The sequence below is a fragment of the Martinezella sp. CNPSo 3732 genome (assembly GCF_057784515.1).
In genome coordinates this window covers 1-21614 of the sequence record NZ_JBXSOO010000013.1, presented here as the reverse complement: position 1 = coordinate 21614, position 21614 = coordinate 1, and the positions used below count along the sequence as shown (strand labels likewise).

Below are 21614 nucleotides of genomic sequence, written 5' to 3'. Positions count from 1 at the left end.
TGCGGCACGAAAGCTCATGGCCGAACTCGATATACAGATCAGTGTGGAGGAGGGCGATTGGCCCTCCGAAGAGGTATTGCAGTCGCTTGCCGAGCGCGTGCTAGGCGAAGCTGCGAATTATCTCAAGAAATACGAGAAGCAGCCGTTTCCAAAAATGGCGCCCGAATTGTCGCTGGTCTTTACCGATGACGCTTCGATCCGCGAGATCAATGCGGAATGGCGGTCACAGGACAAGGCGACGAATGTACTTTCTTTTCCGGCTTTCCCGCTTGAACCCGGCGGCAAGCCCGGCCCGATGCTGGGCGATATCATCATCGCCAGGGAGACGGTGGAGCGTGAGGCGGTCGATCTCGAAAAGAGTTTTGACGACCATCTGACGCATTTGATGGTGCATGGTTTCTTGCATCTCTTCGGCTACGACCATATGAATAATAGCGAAGCCGAAAGAATGGAGGGGCTGGAGACTCGCATTTTGGCTAGTCTTGGCCTATCTGATCCCTATGCGGGACAAGACCCCATTTGATTTGAACCCTGTCTGACCAGGAACAATGAGCGACTTTACGACAAGATCGGCCCCCGAGGCCAAAGACGGAGCCGAAGCAGCCTCCTCCGACGAGGTAGGCAGTAGTAGCAACGGCAAGCGATCCCACTCTTCATTCTGGGCACGTGCTGCGCGCATTCTGCGCCCGGCACAGGATTCCGCTCGGTTGCGCGAGGATCTGGCCGATGCGTTGATGACCAACGCGGCCGGTGACGATGCCTTCTCCGCGGATGAGCGGGCGATGCTCCACAATATCCTGCGCTTCCGCGAGGTGCGCGTCGAGGATGTCATGGTACCACGCGCCGACATCGAGGCCGTGGATCAGAACATCACCATCGGCGAGCTGATGATCCTCTTCGAGGAAAGCGGCCGTTCGCGTATGCCCGTCTATGCCGACACGCTGGATGATCCGCGCGGCATGGTGCATATCCGCGACCTTCTGTCCTATGTCGCTAAGCAGGCCCGCAACAAGCGCCGTAACGGCAGTGCGAAGACGGCTGCGGCACCAGCCACGCCCGCAACCGAAAAGCCCGCACGCTCGGCCAAGCCGAATTTCGACCTTTCGCGGGTCGATCTGCAGAAGACGCTGGCGGAAGCCGGCATCATCCGCAAGATCCTGTTCGTACCGCCTTCGATGCTTGCCTCCGATCTCCTGCGACGCATGCAGGTCAACCGCACGCAGATGGCGCTTGTGATCGACGAATATGGTGGCACGGATGGCCTGGCCTCGCACGAGGACATCGTGGAAATGGTCGTGGGCGACATCGACGACGAGCATGATGATGAAGAAGTCATGTTCAAGCGCGTCTCGGAGGACGTCTTCGTTGCTGACGCTCGTGTCGAGTTGGAGGAGATCGCAGCTGCGATCGGTCCGGATTTCGATATCGCTGAGCAGGTGGACGAGGTGGATACGCTCGGCGGCCTGATCTTCTCTGCCCTCGGCCGCATTCCGGTGCGTGGCGAGGTGGTGCAGGCGCTTCCAGGCTTCGAATTCCACATTCTCGATGCCGATCCGCGCCGCATCAAGCGGGTGCGCATCACGCGTAAGCGCCATGCCGCTCGCCGTCGCCCGACCGTCAAGCTGGAAGGCGAGGCGGGTGCGTCGGATCGCGATTTGCCGGCACCGGAAACGATCGCCGAGGAAACGCCGGCCGAGCGTAACGCCGCCAGCCAATAAATGGCGCGGGAGCGGGACAAATCGCTGCATTTTTGAAAGACTGCGCCCAATTGATTCGCGATTGGACGGAGCTGACGCATGGAATGGCTTTCGGGCAGGGTGATCCTCGTCTGGGGTTTCAAACGTGCGTTGCTTACCATTTTAGCCGGCGCCATCGGCGTGCTGGCGCTGCCGCCCTTCGGTTTCTTCGCGGCAATGTTCGTCTCGTTCACGCTGCTCGTCTGGCTGCTGGATGGCGTTGCTGCCGGCCCGGATAGCGGTCTGCTCGGGCGCCTCTGGCCCGCCTTCTTCACGGGCTGGCTGTTCGGCTTCGGCTATTTTGTCGCCGGCCTCTGGTGGCTTGGCCATGCGCTGCTGATCGATGCCGATGAGTTCGCCTGGGCGCTGCCGCTGGCAATCCTTGGCCTGCCGGCCTTTCTGGCCGTTTTCTACGGCGTCGCGACGGTGCTTGCACGGATTCTCTGGTCCGACGGCATGGGGCGTATCGCAGCACTTGCCTTCAGTTTCGGTATCCTGGAATGGCTGCGCAGCTTTCTTTTCACCGGCTTTCCCTGGAATGCCATCGGCTATGGCGCCATGCCCATTCCGCTGATGATGCAGTCGGCGCATGTCGTCGGCGTGCTCGGGGTGACCGTGCTTGCCGTCTTCGTTTTTGCGACACCTGCGCTGCTCGGCACGCGCCAGGGACGGGTGCCGGGGATAGGCCTTGCTGTCCTCATCGCTGCCGCTCATTTCGGTTATGGCTATTACGCACAGGGCCAGCCGGAAGCGCCGTTGGCCGATGCCAAGACGGCACCTGTGGTACGTATCGTTCAGCCGTCTATCGACCAGGAAACCAAGATGGATACCGCCGCCGACCGCGCCGCCATCTTCGACAAGCATTTGGCGCTCTCGGTCCAGCCGCCTGCCAATGGCGGCAAGCGGCCCGACATCATCGTCTGGCCGGAAACGGCCGTGCCCTTCATCCTCACCGATAATCGCGATGCGCTCGCCCGTATTGCCGATCAGCTCGAAGACGATCAGATCCTGATCACCGGGGCTGTCCGTGTCGAAGACATGGGTCCGGGCGTCGAGCCGCGCTACTACAATTCGATCTATGTCATCGACGGCCGCGGGCAGATCATCGGTGCGTCCGACAAGACCCATCTCGTCCCCTTCGGCGAATATGTGCCCTTCGAGCATATTCTGAGCTATCTCGGTATCGAGAATGTCGTGGAACTGCCGGGCGGGTTCTCCGCGGCGACCAAGCGGCAATTGCTGACCATGCCAGACGGCATCAAATTCTATCCGCTGATCTGCTACGAGATCATCTTCCCGAATGAGATGACGTCGGAGATCCGGCAGGCCGATGCCATCCTCAACGTCACGAACGACGGCTGGTTCGGCGATACGCCTGGCCCATACCAGCATTTCCAGCAGGCAAGGGTTAGGGCGGTGGAGCAGGGACTGCCGTTGATTCGAAGCGCCAATACCGGCATTTCAGCATTTGTTGATGCACACGGACGGGTGCTTTCCGGTATCGATTATAATCAGCAAGGCTTTATAGATACCACTTTAGGTGGCGCAACCGTATCGCGCATCGACGATAAAGCCAGAAAAACATACTTTTGGTTGATCATCGGAGCAGTCGGCATGATTGCCGCCATTTCGCGCATGGGTTTTATTTTCAGGGTGAATTGACCAAAAAACCCTAAAATTGCATAGTGCTAGATGTCCGCCTTTCGAACGTAGACTGGAGGCCTTGGGGGCGTCGGCTGCAACGTGGCGTTATAGGGGTGGTGAAGGGTACCGGGTGGCAGGTCCTGAATTCAACCTATGTTAGGGTAAAATGATGATTGAGAATAAAAAGAAGCCGAACCCCATCGACATTCATGTCGGTAGCCGCATACGCCTCCGCCGCACGATGCTTGGCATGAGCCAGGAGAAGCTCGGCGAAAGCCTCGGAATCACGTTTCAGCAAATCCAGAAATACGAAAAAGGCACCAACCGCGTTGGCGCCAGCCGCCTCCAGAATATCTCCAGCATCCTCAATGTCCCGGTTTCCTTCTTTTTCGAGGATGCACCGGGCGAACACGCGGCCGGCGCGGGCGGCATGGCCGAGGCATCCAGCTCCAACTACGTCGTCGACTTTCTGTCGTCTTCCGAAGGATTGCAGCTCAACCGCGCTTTCGTGAAAATTTCCGATGGCAAAGTCCGACGCAAAGTTGTCGAGCTGGTCAAGGCGCTCGCGGCCGAGGCGGATGCCGAGTAACCCTTCGAAGCGGGGTTAAACCGAGAAAGTCGAGAGGCGGTCATTTTGGCCGCCTTTTCGCTATTTGCGGCAAAATTTTATCACTTGGGCGGGGATATAAAGATATATTTATGTCCTTGTGCGGCTTGTTTTTCGAGGCGGAGGCGAATATCAAAAGCAGAGATTTGTTCTTTGAGGGGAATCCCGCATGCGCGCGAATTATCTGTTTACGAGTGAGTCTGTTGCCGAAGGTCACCCGGATAAAGTTTGTGACCGCATTTCCGATGAAATTGTCGATCTGGTTTACCGCGAGGCTGCAAAGACCGGCGTAAACCCATGGACCGTGCGCATTGCATGCGAGACCCTTGCCACCACCAACCGCGTCGTCATTGCCGGTGAAGTGCGTTTGCCGCCGAGCCTGATGAAGAAGGACAAGGATGGCAACGACGTCATCAATCCTTCGAAGTTCAAGGCCGCCGCCCGCCGCGCCATCAAGGACATCGGCTACGAACAGGACGGCTTCCACTGGAAGAAGGCCCGTATCGACGTGCTCCTGCACTCGCAGTCTGCCGACATCGCCCAGGGCGTCGACAATGCCGCCGACCAGCAGGGTGACGAAGGTGCCGGCGACCAGGGCATCATGTTCGGCTATGCCTGCAAGGAAACGCCGGATCTCATGCCGGCGCCGATCTACTATTCGCACAAGATCCTGCAGCTGCTCGCTTCCGCCCGCAAGAAAGGCGACGGCGAAGTCGCCAAGCTCGGTCCGGACGCCAAGAGCCAGGTGACGGTTCGTTACGTCGACGGCAAGCCGTCCGAAGCGACCTCGATCGTGCTTTCCACCCAGCATCTCGACGAGAGCTGGGATTCGAAGAAGGTTCGTGCTGTCGTCGAGCCCTATATCGTCGAGGCGCTCGGCGACTTGAAGATCGCTTCCGATTGCAAATGGTACATCAACCCCACCGGCAAGTTCGTCATTGGCGGCCCCGACGGCGACGCCGGCCTCACCGGCCGCAAGATCATCGTCGACACTTACGGCGGCGCAGCCCCGCATGGCGGCGGTGCATTCTCCGGCAAGGACACGACCAAGGTCGACCGTTCCGCAGCCTATGCTGCCCGTTATCTGGCGAAGAACGTCGTTGCCGCCGGTCTTTCCGATCGCTGCACGATCCAGCTCTCCTACGCCATCGGCGTTGCCCAGCCGCTGTCGATCTATGTCGACCTGCACGGCACCGGCAAGGGCGTCACCGAGGACCAGGTCGAAGCGGCGATCCGCAAGAACATGGACCTCTCGCCGACCGGCATCCGCCGCCACCTCGACCTCAATAAGCCGATCTACGCCAAGACCTCGGCTTACGGTCACTTCGGCCGCAAGGCCGGCCGTGACGGCTCCTTCTCCTGGGAGCGTACGGACCTGGTGAAGGCCCTCAAGGAAGCCGTGAAGCTCCGGGAAGCCGCATGATCGATACCGAGCGCCGGTCGCGGGCGACGGAAGCATTCTTCGGCCGGCGCAAGGGTAAGGCCTTGCGCGGCCAGCAGGCTGAAAAGCTGGAAGCATTGCTGCCGCAGTTCATCATCGACCTTTCCGCCCCGGCGCCGCAGCCGCTGAACGATCTCTTCCCGGTGCCGACCGAGCGTCTGCGCCTGGAAATCGGCTTTGGCGGTGGGGAGCATCTGATCCACCGGGCGCTGGAGCAGCCGAAGACCGGCTTCATCGGTGTCGAGCCCTTTGTCAATTCGATGCAGAAGCTGCTCGCCAGCGTCGACGACGCTGGCGCCCATAATATCCGCGTCTACAATGATGATGCGACGCAGGTGCTGGATTGGCTGCCGGATGCCTGTCTGGATCAGATCGACCTGCTCTATCCCGATCCGTGGCCGAAGAAGAAGCATTGGAAGCGCCGCTTCGTTTCGCAGGTGAACCTAGACCGCTTTCATCGCGTCCTGAAGCCCGGTGCGCTCTTCTGCTTCGCCTCCGACATCGATACCTACGTCAATTGGACGCTGCAGCACTGCCAGGCGCATGGCGGCTTCGAGTGGACTGCGCAGAATGCCGCCGACTGGCTGACGCCCTATGAGGGCTGGCCGAGCACGCGCTACGAGGCCAAGGCCAGGCGCGAAGGGCGCTCGTCGGCCTATCTGACCTTCAAGAAGGTCTGATCGCTCCGGTTACGGACGAGAATTTCAGATTGAGATATTCGCATTATCCTGTCTGACGACCGCCACTTTGGGCGGTCTGGATCATGCGCGTGCGTCGCCAGGTGGGCCGGTTCGATGCGGTCCTTGCGGACGGTGACTTTCACCGTCGGACGACGCTCCTGGTCAGTGCAGGCTGACCGTCTTCAATTCGTCTTCGGCAGCACGATAGAAGGTGCTGGAGCGATTGTCCGTCAAGAGGATCGGGGTGCCGTCGGCGCCGAAAAGCGCCCACAGATCGACATCCGGATCGATATCGGGCGCTTCCGGGAAGCAGCGGGATACTTCGGACCAATCCATTTTTCTGATGTAGGCGACCTCACCGGTGCCGATATTGGCAAGTTCGGATGGGGTCAGGCGGGCGGTGGCTTCTTTCAACAACATGCTCGTACCTCCAGTATGAGGGACCAACGGCTCCAGAGCATGATGACCAAAAGTGTGAGCGGCTTTCGGGTGACGTCGTGCTCTAGTTCTTTGATTCTAGAGCCGATTCGGATTTCAGGTCGAATCGGCCCGAAATCATCCGGCTCTAGGCCGTTGTTCTACTGTGAGACCGAAATGTTAATTTTCTTTACCATGCGGTCGGGTTCCGGCCGAATGAGATCGACGGAGAGCAACCCGTTCTTCAGCGTGGCGCCGAGCACCTGCATGCCATCGGCAAGCACGAAAACACGCTGGAACTGCCGGGCGGCGATCCCCCGGTAGAGATAGTCACGCTCGCCCTGTTCCATCTGGCGGCCGCGGATCAGCAGCTGGTTTTCTTCCGTCGTGACATCAAGTTCGTCTTCGGAAAAGCCGGCGACCGCCAGCGTGATGCGCAGACGTTCCGGCTCGCCCGACAGGCGGTCCGCACGCATCCGTTCGATATTGTAGGGAGGGTAGCCGTCGCTGACTTTGGAAATTCGCTCAAGCGTCTTTTCCATAGTGTCAAAGCCCAGAAGCAGTGGGCTGGCAAAGGGAGTCGTCCGGCTCATCGTCTCAAAGTCCTTGGGTGTCAAGCGACCGTTCCGGACCTGATCTTCAGCACCCGGTTGTCCCTAATATGGGAGTACGCGCCTGCGAGTGCAAGCCATGAGGTCTTCGCATTTGCGAGATCGAAATCCATCGTGAAAAATGGTTTTGTGGCATGGCGAGCGAGCGCTTGACAAAGCCGGACCGGACCCGCGACAAAGCCTGTCGATCTGCACCGGAGGAAAGTTGAAGACATGACCGAACCTAGAAAAATCATCATCGATACCGACCCCGGCCAGGATGACGCCGCGGCGATCTTTCTCGCCTTCGGCAGCCGCGAGGAGATCGAGGTGCTCGGCGTCACGACCGTCGCTGGCAACGTGCCGCTGCGGTTGACGAGCCGCAATGCCCGCATCGTCTGCGAGCTCTGCAATCGGCGCGACGTCAAGGTGTTTGCCGGCGCTGATGCGCCGCTCAAGCGCAAGCTGGTCACCGCCGAACATGTACACGGCAAGACCGGCCTCGATGGCCCGGAACTCTCCGAGCCGACGATGGAACTGCAGCCCGGCCACGCCGTCGATTTCATCATCGATACGTTGCGCAAGGAACCGGAAGGCGCCGTGACCCTCTGCACGCTCGGCCCACTGACCAATATCGCAATGGCTTTTCAGAAGGCACCCGACATCGTCGGCCGCGTGCGCGAGCTCGTGATGATGGGCGGCGGCTTCTTCGAGGGCGGCAACATCACTCCGGCCGCCGAGTTCAACATCTATGTCGATCCGGAAGCGGCAGACGTGGTGTTCCGTTCCGGCGTTCCCATCGTCATGATGCCGCTCGACGTCACGCATAAGCTGCTGACGCGAAAGGATCGCGTCGAGCGCATCGCCGCCGTCGGCACGCCGCCGGCCAAGGCCATGGTCGAAATGCTGCAGTTCTTCGAGCGTTTCGATATTGAGAAATACGGTTCGGATGGCGGTCCGCTCCATGACCCGACCGTCATCGCCTACCTTCTGAAGCCCGAGCTCTTCAAGGGCCGCGAATGCAATGTCGAGATCGAAGTGACGTCGGAACTGACCGTCGGCATGACCGTCGTCGACTGGTGGCACGTCACCGATCGTAAGCGCAACGCCAAGGTCATGCGCGACGTCGATGCCGATGGCTTCTTCGCGCTGCTGACGGAACGGTTCGCCCGCATCTGATCAGATCCATGCAAAAGGCCGCCGGATCGCTACGGCGGCCTTTTGTACCTTTTTACCTATCCAGGCTCGGCTCAGAACTCTTCCCAGTCGTCCCGGGCGAGTGCGTTGGCGCCCTGCGTCTGTGGAATTGCCTTGCGTGCCGGTGATGCAGCGGTAGGAGCTGCCCGCCGCGGCGCTGCCGGAGCCCGCATCTGCTGGGCGGTCGCCCGCAATGCGCTGGCATTGTCCGAAACGGCGCGGGCAGTGCGGAAGCGCGCAACGAGAGCCCTGAGCGACTGGGCTTCCTCGGCGAGCGCGACGCTCGAGGCTGTGGTTTCCTCGACCATCGCGGCATTCTGCTGGGTTACCTGATCCATCTGGTTCATGGCCGAGTTGATTTCCTTGAGGCCGATAGCTTGCTCGCTTGCGGAAGCGGAGATCTGGCGAATCAAGCCGTTGATCTCCATGACCTGCTGGGCGATCTTGTGCAGGGCATCACCCGTGCGGCCGACCAGATCGACGCCTTCCTTGACCTGTCCGGCCGAAGCGTTGATCAGGGTCTTGATCTCCTTGGCGGCATTGGCCGAGCGCTGGGCCAGCTCGCGCACTTCCTGCGCGACAACGGCAAAGCCCTTGCCGGCTTCGCCTGCGCGGGCTGCTTCGACACCGGCGTTCAGCGCGAGGAGGTTGGTCTGGAACGCGATTTCGTCGATGACGCCGATGATGCGCGACACCTCCTGCGACGATTGCTCGATGCCGTGCATGGAGGAAATGGCCTTCTGCACGATTTCGCCGGAATGCTCTGCATCCTCTGATGCGGCATTGACGCTGGTTGCCGCCGTACGAGCGTTTTCAGCGCTGGAATTGACCTGCGCGGTCAGCTCGTTGAGGGCCGCCGCAGTCTCTTCAAGGCTCGCCGCCTGCTGTTCGGTGCGGCGGGCGAGGTCCGAGGCGCTGTTGCTGATTTCGCCGGTGCCGCTGCCGATATTGCCGACGCTGACATTGACGGTATGAACCGTCTCCTCGAGGCTCGCCAGCGCGGCATTGAAGTCCTGCTTGAGCTGGGCATATTCGCCGGGGAAGTCGTCGGTGATCCGCTGAGTGAGATTGCCCTTGGAGAGCTCAGCGAGGCTATGGCCGAGAATGCTGACGATATGGCGCTGCAGGGTAACGCTCTCGTTGCGTTCGCTCTCCGAGCGGCGGCGTTCGCCCTCGGCAGCCAGACGCTGATCGTTCGCTTCACCTTCCAGGCGCTTGGTGTCGGCTAGCGCAAAGCGGAACCCTTCCAGTGCCTTGGCGACTGACCCCACTTCGTCCGCACGAGCCTGACCGGCGACCGGCTCGGCATAATTGCCGGCGCTGAGGCGATTGACGCTGGCGACGAGGCCGGCAAGCGGCGTCTGCACGAAACTGCGCACAGCGGCGTAAAGAGCGAGCATCACGGCAGCAAGCACCAGGATGCCAGCGACGATCATCATGTAGGTCTGATCGCGTACGGGTGCTGCGATTGCGCTGTGCGGTACGTCGATGAGAACGACCCAGGTGGCATTGAGACCCGGAACGGCGAAAGGATAGACGACGCGGTCGAATTCTTCGCTGCCTGCATCGGAAAGATTCTTGAGGATGCTTGCGGAAGAGGAGGTCAACGCTGCCTTGATGACGTCAGCGCCGGAACCATTATAGTCCTTCATCAGCAGGTCGGCGCTCGGTGCAACCAGCCATTTGTTGTCCTGGGAAACCAGCAGCACGCGGCCGGTGCCGAAAGGCTGCATCTTCTGCAGCTTCGTCGAAAGCGAATTGAGGGAGATATCGACGCCTGCAACGCCGATCAGCTTTCCGCCCGACATGACCGGATAAGCAATCGAGCTCATGGTCGTCGGAACATCGGTGCCCTGCGCGAGGTAGGGTGGCGTGATCGCGCCTTTGCCGCTGTCGGCAGCAAGCTTCCACCATGCGGCGCTGTAATCATTGTCGAAGGTCGAGAACTGGATGCCGCCATCCTTGGTCTTCGACCAATAGGGCGTGAAGGCGCCCTTGTCGTTCACGGCCTGATCCTTGTTGTTGGCAAGCTCCGTCGTCTTGCCATCCAGCGCGCCGAGCTGCTCACAGAACCAGCTGCCGAAAGCAAAGGCATTCTGCTCGACATTCGCCTTGAGGATATTGACCATGCCCTTGCGGTCGAAGGTATGGCCCTCGTGGCCGCGGCCGATGATGGCGGCCATGGAGCGGGCGGCACTCGCCATTTCGCCGACATTGGCGGCGATCTCGTTGGAAATGGATTTGGCCTCGGTATTCGCCTGATCCATCGTCAGCGTCTCGACGCGATCGCGAGTCTGGGAAATCAGCAGAAAATTGGAAACCAGCAGAACGAGTGCGATCGCCAGCCCGGTGACCAAGATGAGCTTGGCCGCAAGCGACTTCATGCGAAAGATGAACATCATTTCCTCGAAAAAGCGATGCGTCGGATACACATTATCCGAATGCAAGGTCGGCGCAGGATGGCCCTGTCATGGAGCCGCCGTTAAGATTCCTGCCGCGGCTCAAAGGCTATGCGCGCCAGGCCAGAGGAGAATGATATGGAAGCGCAAAAATTTAATTAATTGCGCTTCGCAAGGGTTGTGAAATTTAACCCTAAAGCTTTTCGGCGACTTCGCTGGCAACCGGGATGGACGGCTGCGCGCCCGGCTTCAGGCAAGCCAGCGAACCGGCGACGGCGGCGCGGCGCAGGCTGGCATGGAAATCCAGACCCTGATCGAGGCTCGCGGCAAAATAGCCGCAGAAGGTATCGCCGGCGCCGACGGTATCCACCGGCTCGATGACGAGGCCCTTGGCGCGCGCGAGCTCGCCGTCGCGAATGGCGATTACGCCGTCGCCGCCAAGCGTGACGATCAGCGTCTGGCCGGTTTCACCATGCAGGCGGACGAGGGCAGCCTCACGCTCGGATGCCGACATGTTGTCCTGGCCAGCGAGCCTCTCGAATTCCGTCTCGTTGGCGATGACGATATCGGCAAGCCGGCCGAGGCGGGCAGCCTCAGGGATCAGAGGGGCCAGATTGAGCACGGTGCGCACGCCCTTTGCTTTCGCCGTATTCAGCGCCATCTCGACGGCGGCAACCGGAATTTCGAGCTGAAGCATCAGCGTATCGCCGGCGTTCAGAGCGGCGACGGCGGCGGCAACGTGTTCGGCCGCATTGGTGCCATTGGCGCCCGGAACGACAGCGATCATATTCTCGCCGTCACCGCCCACCAGGATGAGAGCAGTACCGGTCGGTTCTGACACGCGCCGGACGGTAGAAAGATCGGTCCCTGCCGCATCGAGCAAGGCAAGTGCGGGTTCTGCGAAGGCGTCATCGCCGACCGCCCCGCTGAGGCGCACCGTCGCACCGGCGCGGCGTGCGGCGAGCGCCTGATTGGCGCCCTTGCCTCCGGCCGCGGTGGAAAAGCCGTTACCGGCGACAGTTTCGCCCGGCTTCGGCAAACGATCCGTGGTGGCGATGAGGTCCATGTTGATGGAGCCGAAAATAGTGATCATGCGGTGTCCTGCCCTGGGTGTTGATCTCGCATGATCCTGCCCGAAGGCGCCTTATGTCTTTGTGGATCATGCATCGATTGGGGGCGACACTGCCGAAGCGATCAGTCTTCGTCAACTACCCTGAGCTTGAGTTGGCTCGTGCGGTTGTCGACAGGCTTGGGCCGCTCTTCCGGCCGCGCCTTGGCAGGCTCTTTCGCCGCCTCGAATTCCAGCGCCTCTATCCGCTCGCCGCGCCGCGCCAGCTTGTCGGCCGAGGTGACGATCATGTCGACATCCTTCTGCGCCATCGCGAAATGGCCCTGCAGCTTGCGCACGCGTTCATCGAGGCGCGAGAGGTCGTCCATCAGATGAGCCACTTCGCTTTGGATGACATGGGCCTGCTCGCGCATGCGTTGGTCCTTCAGCACAGCCTGGATGACTTGGATCGACAGCATCAGCAGCGAGGGTGAGACGATGACGATGCGCGCGCGCTGGGCCTTCTGTACGATCGCCTCGAAATTCTCGTGGATCTCCGCGAAGATCGACTCGGACGGCACGAAGAGAAAGGCCGTATCCTGTGTCTCGCCGGGGATCAAATATTTTTCCGAGATATCGCGGATATGCAGTTCCAGATCCCTCCGGAACTGCTGCGCGGCGATCTTGCCATGGTCGGGGTTGCCGGCGCTGCGAATGGCGTTCCAAGCCTCCAGCGGAAATTTCGCGTCGATCACAAGCGGTGGCGAACCGTTCGGCATGCGAACGGTACAGTCAGGCCGGGAGCCGTTCGATAGCGTCGTCTGGAACGCATAGGCGCCCATCGGCAGTCCATCGGCAATGATGGTTTCCATGCGCGCTTGGCCGAAAGCGCCGCGTGTCTGCTTGTTGGAGAGAATGGCCTGCAGGCCGACCACATCCTTCGCCAACGTCTGGATATTGGTCTGCGCGGCATCGATGACGGCAAGCCTTTCCTGCAGGCGACGCAGGTTTTCATGGGTCGAGCGCGTCTGCTCGCCGATCGTCGCCGTCACCCGCTGTGACATGCCGTCCAGGCGCTGGCCGATGGCCTGATTGAGCTCGGCCTGTCTGGAGCCGAACACTTCGGCGATGGTGGCAAGCCGCCCCTGCATCTCTGCCTGCGACCGCAGCAGCGCCGCCATCGTATGCTCGGCATCAAGCTCATCGTCCTCCGCCTGTGCCTTGCTGCGGACGAAAAGGACGATCACTGCGATCGCAAGTAGGATAACGAGGCCGGTCAGAACCTGGACCGTGGAAATGGCTTGACCGAAGATGATGAAAGACATGAAACCTGGCGCGCTGATGAAGTTCTTCACGCAAGCATAGCAAAATTGTTGTGAATATCCAGATCAAACCGTGAACAAAATTTCGAGACCAGCCGCTGCCATTCGGATTGCTGCCGTTGAAAAAACACCGCCTCACCGCCATCTTGGCGATTCCATCGCACAACAAGATGCGTTATGGGAAACGTCATGACGATCAAGCCACTCATCATTTTGCCCGACCCGCTGCTTCGCCAGGCTTCCAAGCCCATCGAGCAGATCGATACCGAAATTCAGCGCCTCGCCGACGACATGCTGGAAACCATGTATGACGCGCCGGGCATCGGCCTTGCGGCGATCCAGATCGGCGTTCCCCGCCGCATGCTGGTCATCGACGTTGCGCGCGAAGGCGAAGAGAAGAAGCCGCTGGTGTTCATCAATCCGGAGATCGTCGCGTCTTCGGATGAACGCTCGGTCTATGAGGAAGGCTGCCTTTCCATTCCGGATTACTACGCCGAGGTGGAGCGCCCCGCACGCGTCACCGTCAAGCATCTAGACCGCGACGGCAAGGAACAACTCACCGAGGCCGACGGTCTGCTTGCGACCTGCGTACAGCACGAGATCGACCACCTGAACGGCGTGCTCTTCATCGACTATATCTCGCGCCTGAAGCGGGAGATGGTGATCAAGAAGTTTACGAAGGCCGCCAAATCGAAGGCTCTCTGATCCCAGACATTGAAAGATCGAGCTGAAACGCCTATGATATCATTGATATCAAATGGAGGCGCGAATGAGTGATCTGTTGCTGCGCGGCATCGACGACAGCTTGAAGGAGCAGTTGCAGGCAAATGCCAGCAGGCATGGCCGCAGCCTCTCGGATGAGGCGATCGAACTGCTGCGTCAATCGCTTGGACGCCAGCAAGGTGGGAGCAACTCGGCGGGGCAGCGATTGAGAGCAATTCTTGGCGCAGAAAAGCTCAGCGAAGAGGAAATCGAGGCAATCAATGCTTTTCGGAATGCGCCGGATCGCGATCCGCCTCATTTCGAATAGTGCTCTGGCCTGCGCATGATCGTTCTGGACACCAATGTTGTATCGGAGTTGCAAGGGCGGCTGCATAGCGAGCGCATATTGTCCTGGCTGGATAGCTTCGCCGTCGAGGCCGTTTTTCTGACCACCATCACCATCGGCGAGATTAGATTTGGACTGGAACTCCTGGCTGACGGGAAGCGCAAAGCGGCACTTGTCGCGGAGCTGGATGCGATAGAGGCAGAGTTTTCGGGCCGTGTTCTGGGATTTTCGAGCAACGCAGCCCATCAATACGGAATAATCTCCGCTCATCGCCACAAGATTGGGCGAAGGATGGAAACGAAGGACGCCATGATCGCCGCCATCTGCCTCGCGAGCGGTGCGACATTGGCGACGCGCAATACAAAAGACTTCGAGGGGCTTGATCTCAGGCTCATAAACCCGTTTGAAGGCGGCTAGCGTTTGATCCGATGGCATGCGCCGCGGCCGCTGGGTCATTCGAAATCTGATATTCTTAGCCGGATGGATCGCATGTCGCTCAACATCATCTTTATGGGAACGCCCGAATTCTCCGTGCCGACATTGCGGTCCCTGATCGATGCGGGCCACAAGATTCGTGCCGTTTACACGCAGCCGCCGCGTCCCGGCGGGCGGCGAGGGCTCGACCTGCAGAAGTCGCCGGTGCATCAGGCGGCCGAATTGCTGGGCCTGCCGGTCTTCACGCCGGTCAATTTCAAGGATCCCGACGAACGCCAGCGCTTTCGCGATCTGAACGCCGATGTCGCTGTCGTCGTCGCCTATGGCCTGCTGCTGCCGGAAGCGATCCTCACCGGGACACGTCTCGGCTGCTATAATGGTCATGCCTCCCTGTTGCCGCGCTGGCGCGGAGCTGCTCCGATCCAGCGAGCGATCATGGCCGGCGACAAAAAAACCGGCATGATGGTGATGAAGATGGACAAGGGGCTGGATACCGGGCCGATCGCTTTGACACGCGAAGTGGAGATCGGCGACGCCATGATTGCGGGTGAATTGCATGACAGGCTGATGCTGGTGGGCGCAAAGGCCATGGCCGAGGCGATGAACAAGCTGGAGCATGATGAACTACCGCTGACCGCCCAGCCGTCCGAAGGCGTCCTTTATGCCGCAAAGATCGACAAGGGTGAAACGCGCATCGACTTCGGCAGGCCTGCAGCCGATGTCCATAATCATATCCGTGGCCTGTCGCCCTTTCCCGGCGCCTGGTTTGAGGCCGAAATCGCCGGTCGGCCAGAGCGCATCAAGGTGCTCAGCTCTGAATTGGCAGAGGGCAATGGTGCGTCCGGAAAGGTCCTGACGGATGATCTCGTCATTGCCTGCGCTTCCGGCGCCGTCAGGCTGACGAAGCTGCAGAAAGCCGGCGGCAAGCCCTTGGCCGCCGCTGATTTCCTGCGCGGCACGCCGATCGCACCAGGCACCGTGCTTGCCTCGGAGCAGGCCTGATGCCGCGTTACAAAATGACCGTCGAATATGACGGCATTCCCTACGTCGGCTGGCAGCGCCAGGAAAACGGCCCCTCAGTGCAGGGCGCGATCGAAAGCGCCATCCTGTCCTTGACCGGCGAAACTGTTTCGATCCGCGGGGCGGGACGCACCGATTCCGGTGTGCATGCCATGGGTCAGGTTATGCACGCCGACCTCTCCAAGGAATGGAAGGTCTACACCCTGCGCAATGCGCTCAATGCCCATCTGAGGATGGCCGGTGACCGCATCGCCATTCTCGATATCGTCGAGGTCGACCAAAGCTTCGATGCACGCTTCTCGGCCGTCCGCCGCCACTATCTCTATCGCATCATCGCCCGCCGCGCGCCGCTTGCACTGGAAGCCGGCCGTGCATGGTGGGTGCCGAAGGATATGGATCATGAGGTCATGCATGCCGCGGCGCAGACCCTTGTGGGACGGCATGATTTCACCACCTTCCGTTCGGCGCATTGCCAGGCAAACAGCCCGGTGCGCACGCTCGACCGGCTGGATGTGACGCGCAGCGGCGAGCTGATCGAGATCCGCGCCGCCGCGCAAAGCTTCCTGCACAATCAGATCCGCTCCTTCGCCGGCACGCTGAAGCTCGCGGGCGAGGGCAAATGGACGCCTGACGATGTGCGCGCGGCGCTGGAGGCTCGGGACCGCAAGGCCTGCGGTCCTGTCGCTCCGCCGGATGGGCTCTATTTCATGCAGGTGGATTATCGTGAGGGTGCCGGTTCGGCCGGCAGCGAAGGAGAGACTATCGATGACGGTGACGATCTATCATAATCCGGCCTGCGGCACGTCGCGTAACACGCTGGCGATGATCCGGCAGTCCGGCGAAGAACCCGTCGTTATCGAATATCTGAAGACGCCGCCCAGCCGCGAACAGCTGGTGGAGCTCATTGCCGCCATGGATCTGACGACCCGCGATCTTCTCCGCCAAAAGGGAACGCCCTATGACGAGCTCGGTCTTGGCAATCCCGATCTCATCGAGGATCAGCTGCTTGAGCGGATGATCGAGTATCCGATCCTGATCAACCGTCCGATCGTAGTGACGGAGAAAGGCGTGCGTCTCTGCCGCCCGTCCGAACGCGTGCTCGATATCTTGCCGAACCCAGATATCGGCCCGTTTACCAAGGAAGATGGCGAGGTCGTCAACCGTTAGAACGCGACTGCCTCAGCCCGGCGGATAGACGCCGAGGAAGCGCTGCAGGAAGTCCGTCAGCAGCATGGTCGGAATGAGCAGCACCAGCGTCAGCGTGCCGATGAAGAGCGGATGCGTGCCGCAGATCATTCTGAGCATGCGTGCCAGCGAAAAGATGATCGCCATCATCAGCGCCAGCCACAGCAACGCCGCCAACCCGCTGGAGCCGGGAACGAAGGCGATCAAGGCGATGAGCAACGCATTCAGATAGGATGTCGGCACGCCGAGCCAGTTCACGACGACGACGATCGGCGTGAACTTGTCGCCGAAGCGAAAAATCAGCAGCAACACGCCAGCAAGCACGAGCGGGATCAGCCAGTTCGCAAATTCGACTAAGGCCAGGCGCAGAAAGAAGGCAAGACCCGCCGATGTCTCCGGCGGCATGGCGGTCAGATAGGCCTTCTGCCACCACAGCCATGAAATGCCGATCGACGGCAGGCACCAAAAAATCGCCCAGAAGGAACGCAGCATGCCGCGGTCCGAAATGTCCAGATACTGGAATCCGCGCGCATCCATCCGGATCAGCAGCCATAGGCCGGACAGGTAATACTGGACTTCCTTAAAGCTCGGCATTCTCGAACCAGCGCTGGATGAAGGTCTGGTAGATCTCGGTCAGCGTTTCGAGATCCGAGAGCGCCACGCGCTCGTCGACCATATGCATGGTCTGGCCGACAAGCCCGAATTCCACGACGGGGCAGTAGTCCTTGATGAAGCGTGCATCGGACGTGCCGCCGGTGGTCGACAGCGCCGGCCTTTGACCGGTGATGTTTTCGATGGCGGAGGACAGCGAGGCGATCAGCGCATTGTTGCGCGTCAGGAAGACCTGGCTCGGACGCTCCGACCAGACGATGTCGTATTTCGCCGGCGGCCGCCCGGGCCGCAGCGTCTGGTCGGCGGCGGCTGCATCCAGGCGTGCCAGGATTTCCGCCTTCAGCGTATCGGTGGTCCAGGTGTCGTTGAATCGGATGTTGAAGGCAGCGGTCGCCTTGGCGGGAATGACGTTGGTGGCGGTATTGCCGACGTCGATCGTGGTCACTTCGAGGTTCGACGGCTGGAAATTGTCCGTACCCGCGTCAAAGGGGGGATCGAGCAGCGCTTCCGTCAGCTTGATGATGCTGCGCACCGGGTTGTCGGCGAGATGCGGATAGGCGGCATGCCCCTGAACGCCATGGACTGTAATAGTGCCGGAAATCGAGCCGCGGCGACCGATCTTGATCATGTCGCCGAGCCGGTCGGGATTGGTCGGTTCGCCGACGAGCGACGCATCCCATGTCTCGCCGCGCTCGGCCGCCCATTGCAGCAGCTTGACCGTGCCGTTGATCGCCGGTCCCTCTTCGTCGCCGGTAATCAGGAAGGAGATCGAACCGGCCGGCTTGCCATGCTTCTCGATATGGCGCGCAACCGCTGCCACGAAGCAGGCAATGCCGCCTTTCATGTCGACGGCGCCACGGCCGAAAAGCTCGCCATCGGCGATTTCGGCGGCAAAAGGCGGATGGCTCCAGGAAGCGGCGTCGCCGACCGGCACGACATCCGTATGGCCGGCAAACATCAGATGCGGTCCGTCAGTGCCGAGCCGCGCATAGAGGTTTTCGATATCGGGCGTTCCCGGCTCGGTCGCGGTCATGCGCTCGACCTTGAAGCCAAGCGGTGCCAGCATATCGGCAAGCGCGGTCATCGCGCCGCCCTCGGCAGGCGTGACGGAAGCGCAGCGGATCAGGGTCTGCAGGTTCGTGATGGGATTCGTAACAGTCATCGGAGGCAACTTATCCGGCGGGAAATGGCAAAGCGATGGCAAAGGGTCGGTGACGACTCGAAAATCTTTGCCGCGATTCCAGCAATCGCACAGGCATGCTCACCCGGCAAGCATGAGGGAAGCGCGATGTGGCAGCCGCGCTTCCGAAATTTTGTGAGATTAGTCGCGCAGCAGCTCGTTGATGCCGGTCTTCGAGCGGGTCTTTTCGTCGACGCGCTTGACGATGACGGCGCAATAGAGGCTCGGGGCCGGCTGGCCGTTTGCCATGGTGTTGCCGCTCGGCAACGCGCCGGCGACAACGACCGAGTATGGCGGAACTTCGCCATAGGTGATCTCGCCGGTGGCGCGATCGACGATCTTGGTTGACTTGCCGATGAACACGCCCATGCCGAGCACGGACCCTTCGCGGATGATGCAGCCTTCGACGACTTCGGAACGGGCGCCGATGAAGCAATTGTCTTCGATGATCGTCGGGCCGGCCTGCATCGGCTCCAGCACGCCGCCGATGCCGACGCCGCCGGAAAGATGCACATGCTTGCCGATCTGAGCGCAGGAGCCGACCGTCGCCCAGGTGTCGACCATGGTGCCTTCGCCGACATAGGCGCCGAGATTGACGAAGGACGGCATCAGGATGGCGTTGGGGGCGATATAGGCGGAATGACGCACGACTGCGTTCGGCACGGCGCGGAAGCCGGCTTCACGGAAGCGGTTTTCTCCCCAGCCTTCGAACTTCGAGGGAACCTTGTCCCACCAGGTGGCGCCGCCGGAGCCGCCTTCGACGATCTTCATATCGTTCAGGCGGAAGGAGAGCAGGACCGCTTTCTTGAGCCACTGGTTGACGGTCCAGTTGCCGTCGGCACCACGTTCGGCTACGCGAACCTTGCCGCTGTCGAGGAGATTGAGCGCCGTTTCGACGGCATCGCGGACTTCGCCGCGCGTCGACGTGTTCACATTGTCGCGATTGTCGAAGGCAGCCTCGATGGACTTTTCGAGGGAGGCGAGATCGGTAGCGCTCATGGGAATTCCTTGCAACGTCAGGGCCTATCGTGATTTCCGGATAAAGGTCCGGAAGCGGTCGATTGGTCCTATAGCATGCATGCCGAAAATGGAATGTCTTTTCCGCGCCGATTGAGCTTGGATTCAAGGCGTTGTAGGGGCATATGCAAGAGCTTGGGCATTCCTGTCTTTCGGCAGGAAAGGCCCGTCATGATCGATTCGAAAGGCATGAATAGATGAGCAAGGGGAAGAACGGCAGGCTGAGGCGCAAGGATGGGGTTTGGGACCCGTTGAAGACGAGCTCGGCAGACAAGCAGCGGGCCGAGTCGGTGCCGCGCACGCCGCAGTCGATGTCGCCGTCCTACCGGCTTGCCTATGCCGATGAGGATTTCCTCTGCCGTGAGGAATTGCGGCCGATCCGCCTGCAGCTGGAATTGCTGAAGACCGAAATGTCGCTCACCGAGCGCGGCATCAAGTCGACAGTCGTGATGTTCGGCGGCGCACGTATTCCTGCCCCCGGCACCAATGCCTGGGCTGCCCGCAACGACGTGCAGCGCGCCAATCTCGAAGCCGCATCGGTCTATTACGAGGAGGCGCGCAAGTTCGCTCGACTCTGCTCCCGTTATTCCGCCGGTTTCGATTACCACGAATATGTCGTCGTCACCGGCGGCGGCCCGGGTGTGATGGAAGCTGGCAATCGCGGTGCGGCGGAAGAAGGCGCGCCCTCGATCGGCCTGAACATCGTGTTGCCGCACGAGCAGGCGCCGAACGCCTATGTGACGCCGGAGCTCAGCTTCAACTTTCATTATTTCGCGATCCGCAAGATGCATTTCATGGTGCGCGCCAAGGCGATCGCGGTGTTCCCAGGCGGCTTCGGCACGCTCGACGAATTGTTCGAGTGCCTGACGCTCATCCAGACCGGCCGCATGGAGCGCCTGCCGCTCATTCTCTTTGGCGAAAAGTTCTGGCGCAGCATCATCAATTTCGACGGGCTGGCCGAGTTCGGCACCATCGCACCAGATGATGTGAACCTCATCAGCTTCGTTGATACCGCCGACGAAGCCTGGGAGATCGTCACCGATTTCTACGAGCACGATAACGGCCACCACGACAACGGGCACTGATAACGAAAAGCCCGCCGTCGCTTGGGTGAGGGCGGGCTTTCGATCATGGGACCAGTGTCGGAGCGATCGGCTTACAGCAGCGGGCGGCCCGGCATGTCGTCCAGGTTAACGACGCCATCGTGGTTGCGGTCCAACCGGTCGAAGAGCTTGTTCATGGCGTCTTCGGCTTCCTTCTTGCTGATCTGGCCGCTTTGATCGGTATCGGCAAAGCGGAAGATCATCGCTTCATGCATGAAGCGGCCATGCGGTCCGTGATGGCGATGCCCTTCGCCGCCCTTGTCGTTGTCATTGTCGTTTTGAGCCTGGTCGCCCTTGGACTGGTCGGCCGGAGCCTGATTGCTCTGCGCCTGATTGTCTTGCGCTTGATTACCCTGCGCTTGATTGTTTTGTGTCTGATCGCCGCCCGAAGCCTGGCCATCTTGAGCCTTATCGCCATCAGCCTTGGCATGCTCGGCCCGCCATTGCTTGAACTGCTCCTGGCGATAGGCGCGATATTCGCCGGGGGTGATTTCGCCGTCATGGTTGACGTCGATCTGGTCGAAGATCTTGTCGACGCCAGCCTTGACCTCATCCTTGGTGAGCTTTGTATCGCCGGGATTGCCGAATTCCTTCAGCATGCGCACGTAAAGGACTTCAGGCGAAAAATGTGGTCTGTGCCACCGGCCTTCATGATGATGGTGCCTGCCGCCACGGTCGCCATCATGCGAAGCGGCGAGCGCCACCTGTGCGGCACCGCCGAGAAGCAGGGTTGCGGAAAGTCCGGCCAGAAGAAGTTTTTTCCCGTTCATCGCTTTTCCTTTCGTGTCGAGGAATGGTCAAACGATACGGCTGGCGGTCAAAAACGACCAATTAAACCTCTGTAAGGCGCATGAAACTTTGGTAACCCCGCCTCGGGCGTGCGTTTCCGCATTCCGGACGGAAAACCGCTTGTCTTATGACTTTGTCTCGTTT

23 protein-coding genes are annotated in these 21614 nt (G+C 60.4%); 14 read left to right on the top strand and 9 right to left on the bottom strand.

Annotation, left to right across the window (positions count from 1 at the left end; all coding sequences use genetic code 11):
- The first annotated feature begins 16 nt into the window (after positions 1–16).
- The 6 genes from ybeY (at position 17) to trmB (ending at position 6108) form a co-directional block, all read left to right on the top strand.
- A complete protein-coding gene (ybeY, locus tag AC13RM_RS20155) occupies positions 17–523 on the top strand; it encodes an rRNA maturation RNase YbeY (RefSeq protein WP_113231872.1) in 507 nt (168 codons plus the stop codon).
- A 25-nt stretch (positions 524–548) separates the two neighbouring features.
- Positions 549–1718: a hemolysin family protein gene (locus AC13RM_RS20150; RefSeq protein WP_113231873.1), complete on the top strand. Its 1170-nt coding sequence runs from the start codon at positions 549–551 to the stop codon at positions 1716–1718.
- Between the two features lie 78 nt (positions 1719–1796).
- Positions 1797–3398 carry an apolipoprotein N-acyltransferase gene (gene lnt, locus AC13RM_RS20145; protein ID WP_113231874.1) on the top strand — a complete coding sequence of 534 codons (1602 nt, stop codon included), beginning with the start codon at positions 1797–1799 and terminating at the stop codon, positions 3396–3398.
- Positions 3399–3549: 151 nt separating this feature from the next.
- Positions 3550–3969 carry a helix-turn-helix domain-containing protein gene (locus AC13RM_RS20140; RefSeq protein WP_041677790.1) on the top strand — a complete coding sequence of 140 codons (420 nt, stop codon included), beginning with the start codon at positions 3550–3552 and terminating at the stop codon, positions 3967–3969.
- A 187-nt stretch (positions 3970–4156) separates the two neighbouring features.
- Positions 4157–5410: a methionine adenosyltransferase gene (metK, locus tag AC13RM_RS20135; RefSeq protein ID WP_113231875.1), complete on the top strand. Its 1254-nt coding sequence runs from the start codon at positions 4157–4159 to the stop codon at positions 5408–5410.
- Positions 5407–6108: a tRNA (guanine(46)-N(7))-methyltransferase TrmB gene (gene trmB, locus AC13RM_RS20130; RefSeq protein ID WP_374820583.1), complete on the top strand. Its 702-nt coding sequence runs from the start codon at positions 5407–5409 to the stop codon at positions 6106–6108. Before metK ends, trmB begins: the two co-directional genes overlap by 4 nt.
- A 162-nt stretch (positions 6109–6270) precedes the next feature.
- On the opposite strand, the gene AC13RM_RS20125 is transcribed toward trmB, so the two are convergent.
- Both AC13RM_RS20125 and AC13RM_RS20120 read right to left on the bottom strand, forming a co-directional pair.
- The gene (locus AC13RM_RS20125; protein WP_015338639.1) at positions 6271–6528 is read right to left on the bottom strand and encodes a BQ00720 family protein; all 258 of its coding nucleotides are present in this window, start codon (positions 6526–6528) and stop codon (positions 6271–6273) included.
- Between the two features lie 158 nt (positions 6529–6686).
- Positions 6687–7118, bottom strand: coding sequence for an Hsp20 family protein (locus AC13RM_RS20120; protein ID WP_113231877.1), 432 nt, complete (start codon positions 7116–7118; stop codon positions 6687–6689).
- Between the two features lie 231 nt (positions 7119–7349).
- Between AC13RM_RS20120 and AC13RM_RS20115 the strand changes: the two genes are divergently transcribed.
- Positions 7350–8294 carry a nucleoside hydrolase gene (locus AC13RM_RS20115; RefSeq protein WP_374820579.1) on the top strand — a complete coding sequence of 315 codons (945 nt, stop codon included), beginning with the start codon at positions 7350–7352 and terminating at the stop codon, positions 8292–8294.
- 71 nt (positions 8295–8365) lie between these two features.
- Here the strand turns inward: AC13RM_RS20115 and AC13RM_RS20110 are convergent, their stop codons facing one another.
- The 3 genes from AC13RM_RS20110 to AC13RM_RS20100 form a co-directional block, all read right to left on the bottom strand.
- On the bottom strand, positions 8366–10711 hold the full coding sequence (locus AC13RM_RS20110) for a methyl-accepting chemotaxis protein (protein WP_374820576.1): 2346 nt from the start codon (positions 10709–10711) through the stop codon (positions 8366–8368).
- Between the two features lie 193 nt (positions 10712–10904).
- Positions 10905–11804, bottom strand: coding sequence for a ribokinase (locus AC13RM_RS20105; RefSeq protein WP_285175547.1), 900 nt, complete (start codon positions 11802–11804; stop codon positions 10905–10907).
- 101 nt (positions 11805–11905) lie between these two features.
- Complete coding sequence (locus AC13RM_RS20100) at positions 11906–13084, bottom strand: DNA recombination protein RmuC (RefSeq protein WP_374820573.1); 1179 nt, start codon at positions 13082–13084, stop codon at positions 11906–11908.
- A 186-nt stretch (positions 13085–13270) separates the two neighbouring features.
- On the opposite strand from AC13RM_RS20100, the gene def reads away from it, so the two are divergent.
- The 6 genes from def to arsC all read left to right on the top strand — a co-directional run bounded on the left by def (position 13271) and on the right by arsC (position 16751).
- Complete coding sequence (gene def / locus AC13RM_RS20095; RefSeq protein ID WP_145322287.1) at positions 13271–13786, top strand: peptide deformylase; 516 nt, start codon at positions 13271–13273, stop codon at positions 13784–13786.
- Between the two features lie 64 nt (positions 13787–13850).
- Positions 13851–14111, top strand: coding sequence for a FitA-like ribbon-helix-helix domain-containing protein (locus AC13RM_RS20090; protein WP_113231882.1), 261 nt, complete (start codon positions 13851–13853; stop codon positions 14109–14111).
- Between the two features lie 15 nt (positions 14112–14126).
- Positions 14127–14546, top strand: coding sequence for a type II toxin-antitoxin system VapC family toxin (locus tag AC13RM_RS20085; RefSeq protein ID WP_113231883.1), 420 nt, complete (start codon positions 14127–14129; stop codon positions 14544–14546).
- Between the two features lie 72 nt (positions 14547–14618).
- A complete protein-coding gene (gene fmt, locus AC13RM_RS20080) occupies positions 14619–15566 on the top strand; it encodes a methionyl-tRNA formyltransferase (RefSeq protein WP_374820568.1) in 948 nt (315 codons plus the stop codon).
- Positions 15566–16372, top strand: coding sequence for a tRNA pseudouridine(38-40) synthase TruA (truA, locus tag AC13RM_RS20075; protein ID WP_374820565.1), 807 nt, complete (start codon positions 15566–15568; stop codon positions 16370–16372). The genes fmt and truA overlap by 1 nt, the downstream gene beginning before the upstream one ends.
- Positions 16350–16751 (top strand): arsenate reductase (glutaredoxin), encoded by a 402-nt coding sequence (gene arsC / locus AC13RM_RS20070; protein ID WP_374820562.1) that lies wholly within the window; start codon positions 16350–16352, stop codon positions 16749–16751. The genes truA and arsC overlap by 23 nt, the downstream gene beginning before the upstream one ends.
- Positions 16752–16763: 12 nt before the next feature.
- Here arsC and AC13RM_RS20065 read toward each other — a convergent pair whose 3' ends face one another.
- From AC13RM_RS20065 to dapD, 3 genes are all read right to left on the bottom strand, one after another.
- A complete protein-coding gene (locus AC13RM_RS20065) occupies positions 16764–17363 on the bottom strand; it encodes a hypothetical protein (protein ID WP_113231886.1) in 600 nt (199 codons plus the stop codon).
- Positions 17350–18543, bottom strand: coding sequence for a succinyl-diaminopimelate desuccinylase (dapE, locus tag AC13RM_RS20060; RefSeq protein ID WP_374820559.1), 1194 nt, complete (start codon positions 18541–18543; stop codon positions 17350–17352). The genes AC13RM_RS20065 and dapE overlap by 14 nt, the downstream gene beginning before the upstream one ends.
- 159 nt (positions 18544–18702) lie before the next feature.
- Entirely contained in the window at positions 18703–19560 is an 858-nt protein-coding gene (gene dapD, locus AC13RM_RS20055; protein WP_069611177.1) for a 2,3,4,5-tetrahydropyridine-2,6-dicarboxylate N-succinyltransferase, read from the bottom strand.
- Positions 19561–19775: 215 nt separating this feature from the next.
- Between dapD and AC13RM_RS20050 the strand changes: the two genes are divergently transcribed.
- Positions 19776–20663: an LOG family protein gene (locus AC13RM_RS20050; RefSeq protein ID WP_374820557.1), complete on the top strand. Its 888-nt coding sequence runs from the start codon at positions 19776–19778 to the stop codon at positions 20661–20663.
- Positions 20664–20734: 71 nt separating this feature from the next.
- Here AC13RM_RS20050 and AC13RM_RS20045 read toward each other — a convergent pair whose 3' ends face one another.
- On the bottom strand, positions 20735–21451 hold the full coding sequence (locus tag AC13RM_RS20045) for an EF-hand domain-containing protein (RefSeq protein ID WP_374820555.1): 717 nt from the start codon (positions 21449–21451) through the stop codon (positions 20735–20737).
- Positions 21452–21614 lie beyond the last annotated feature (163 nt).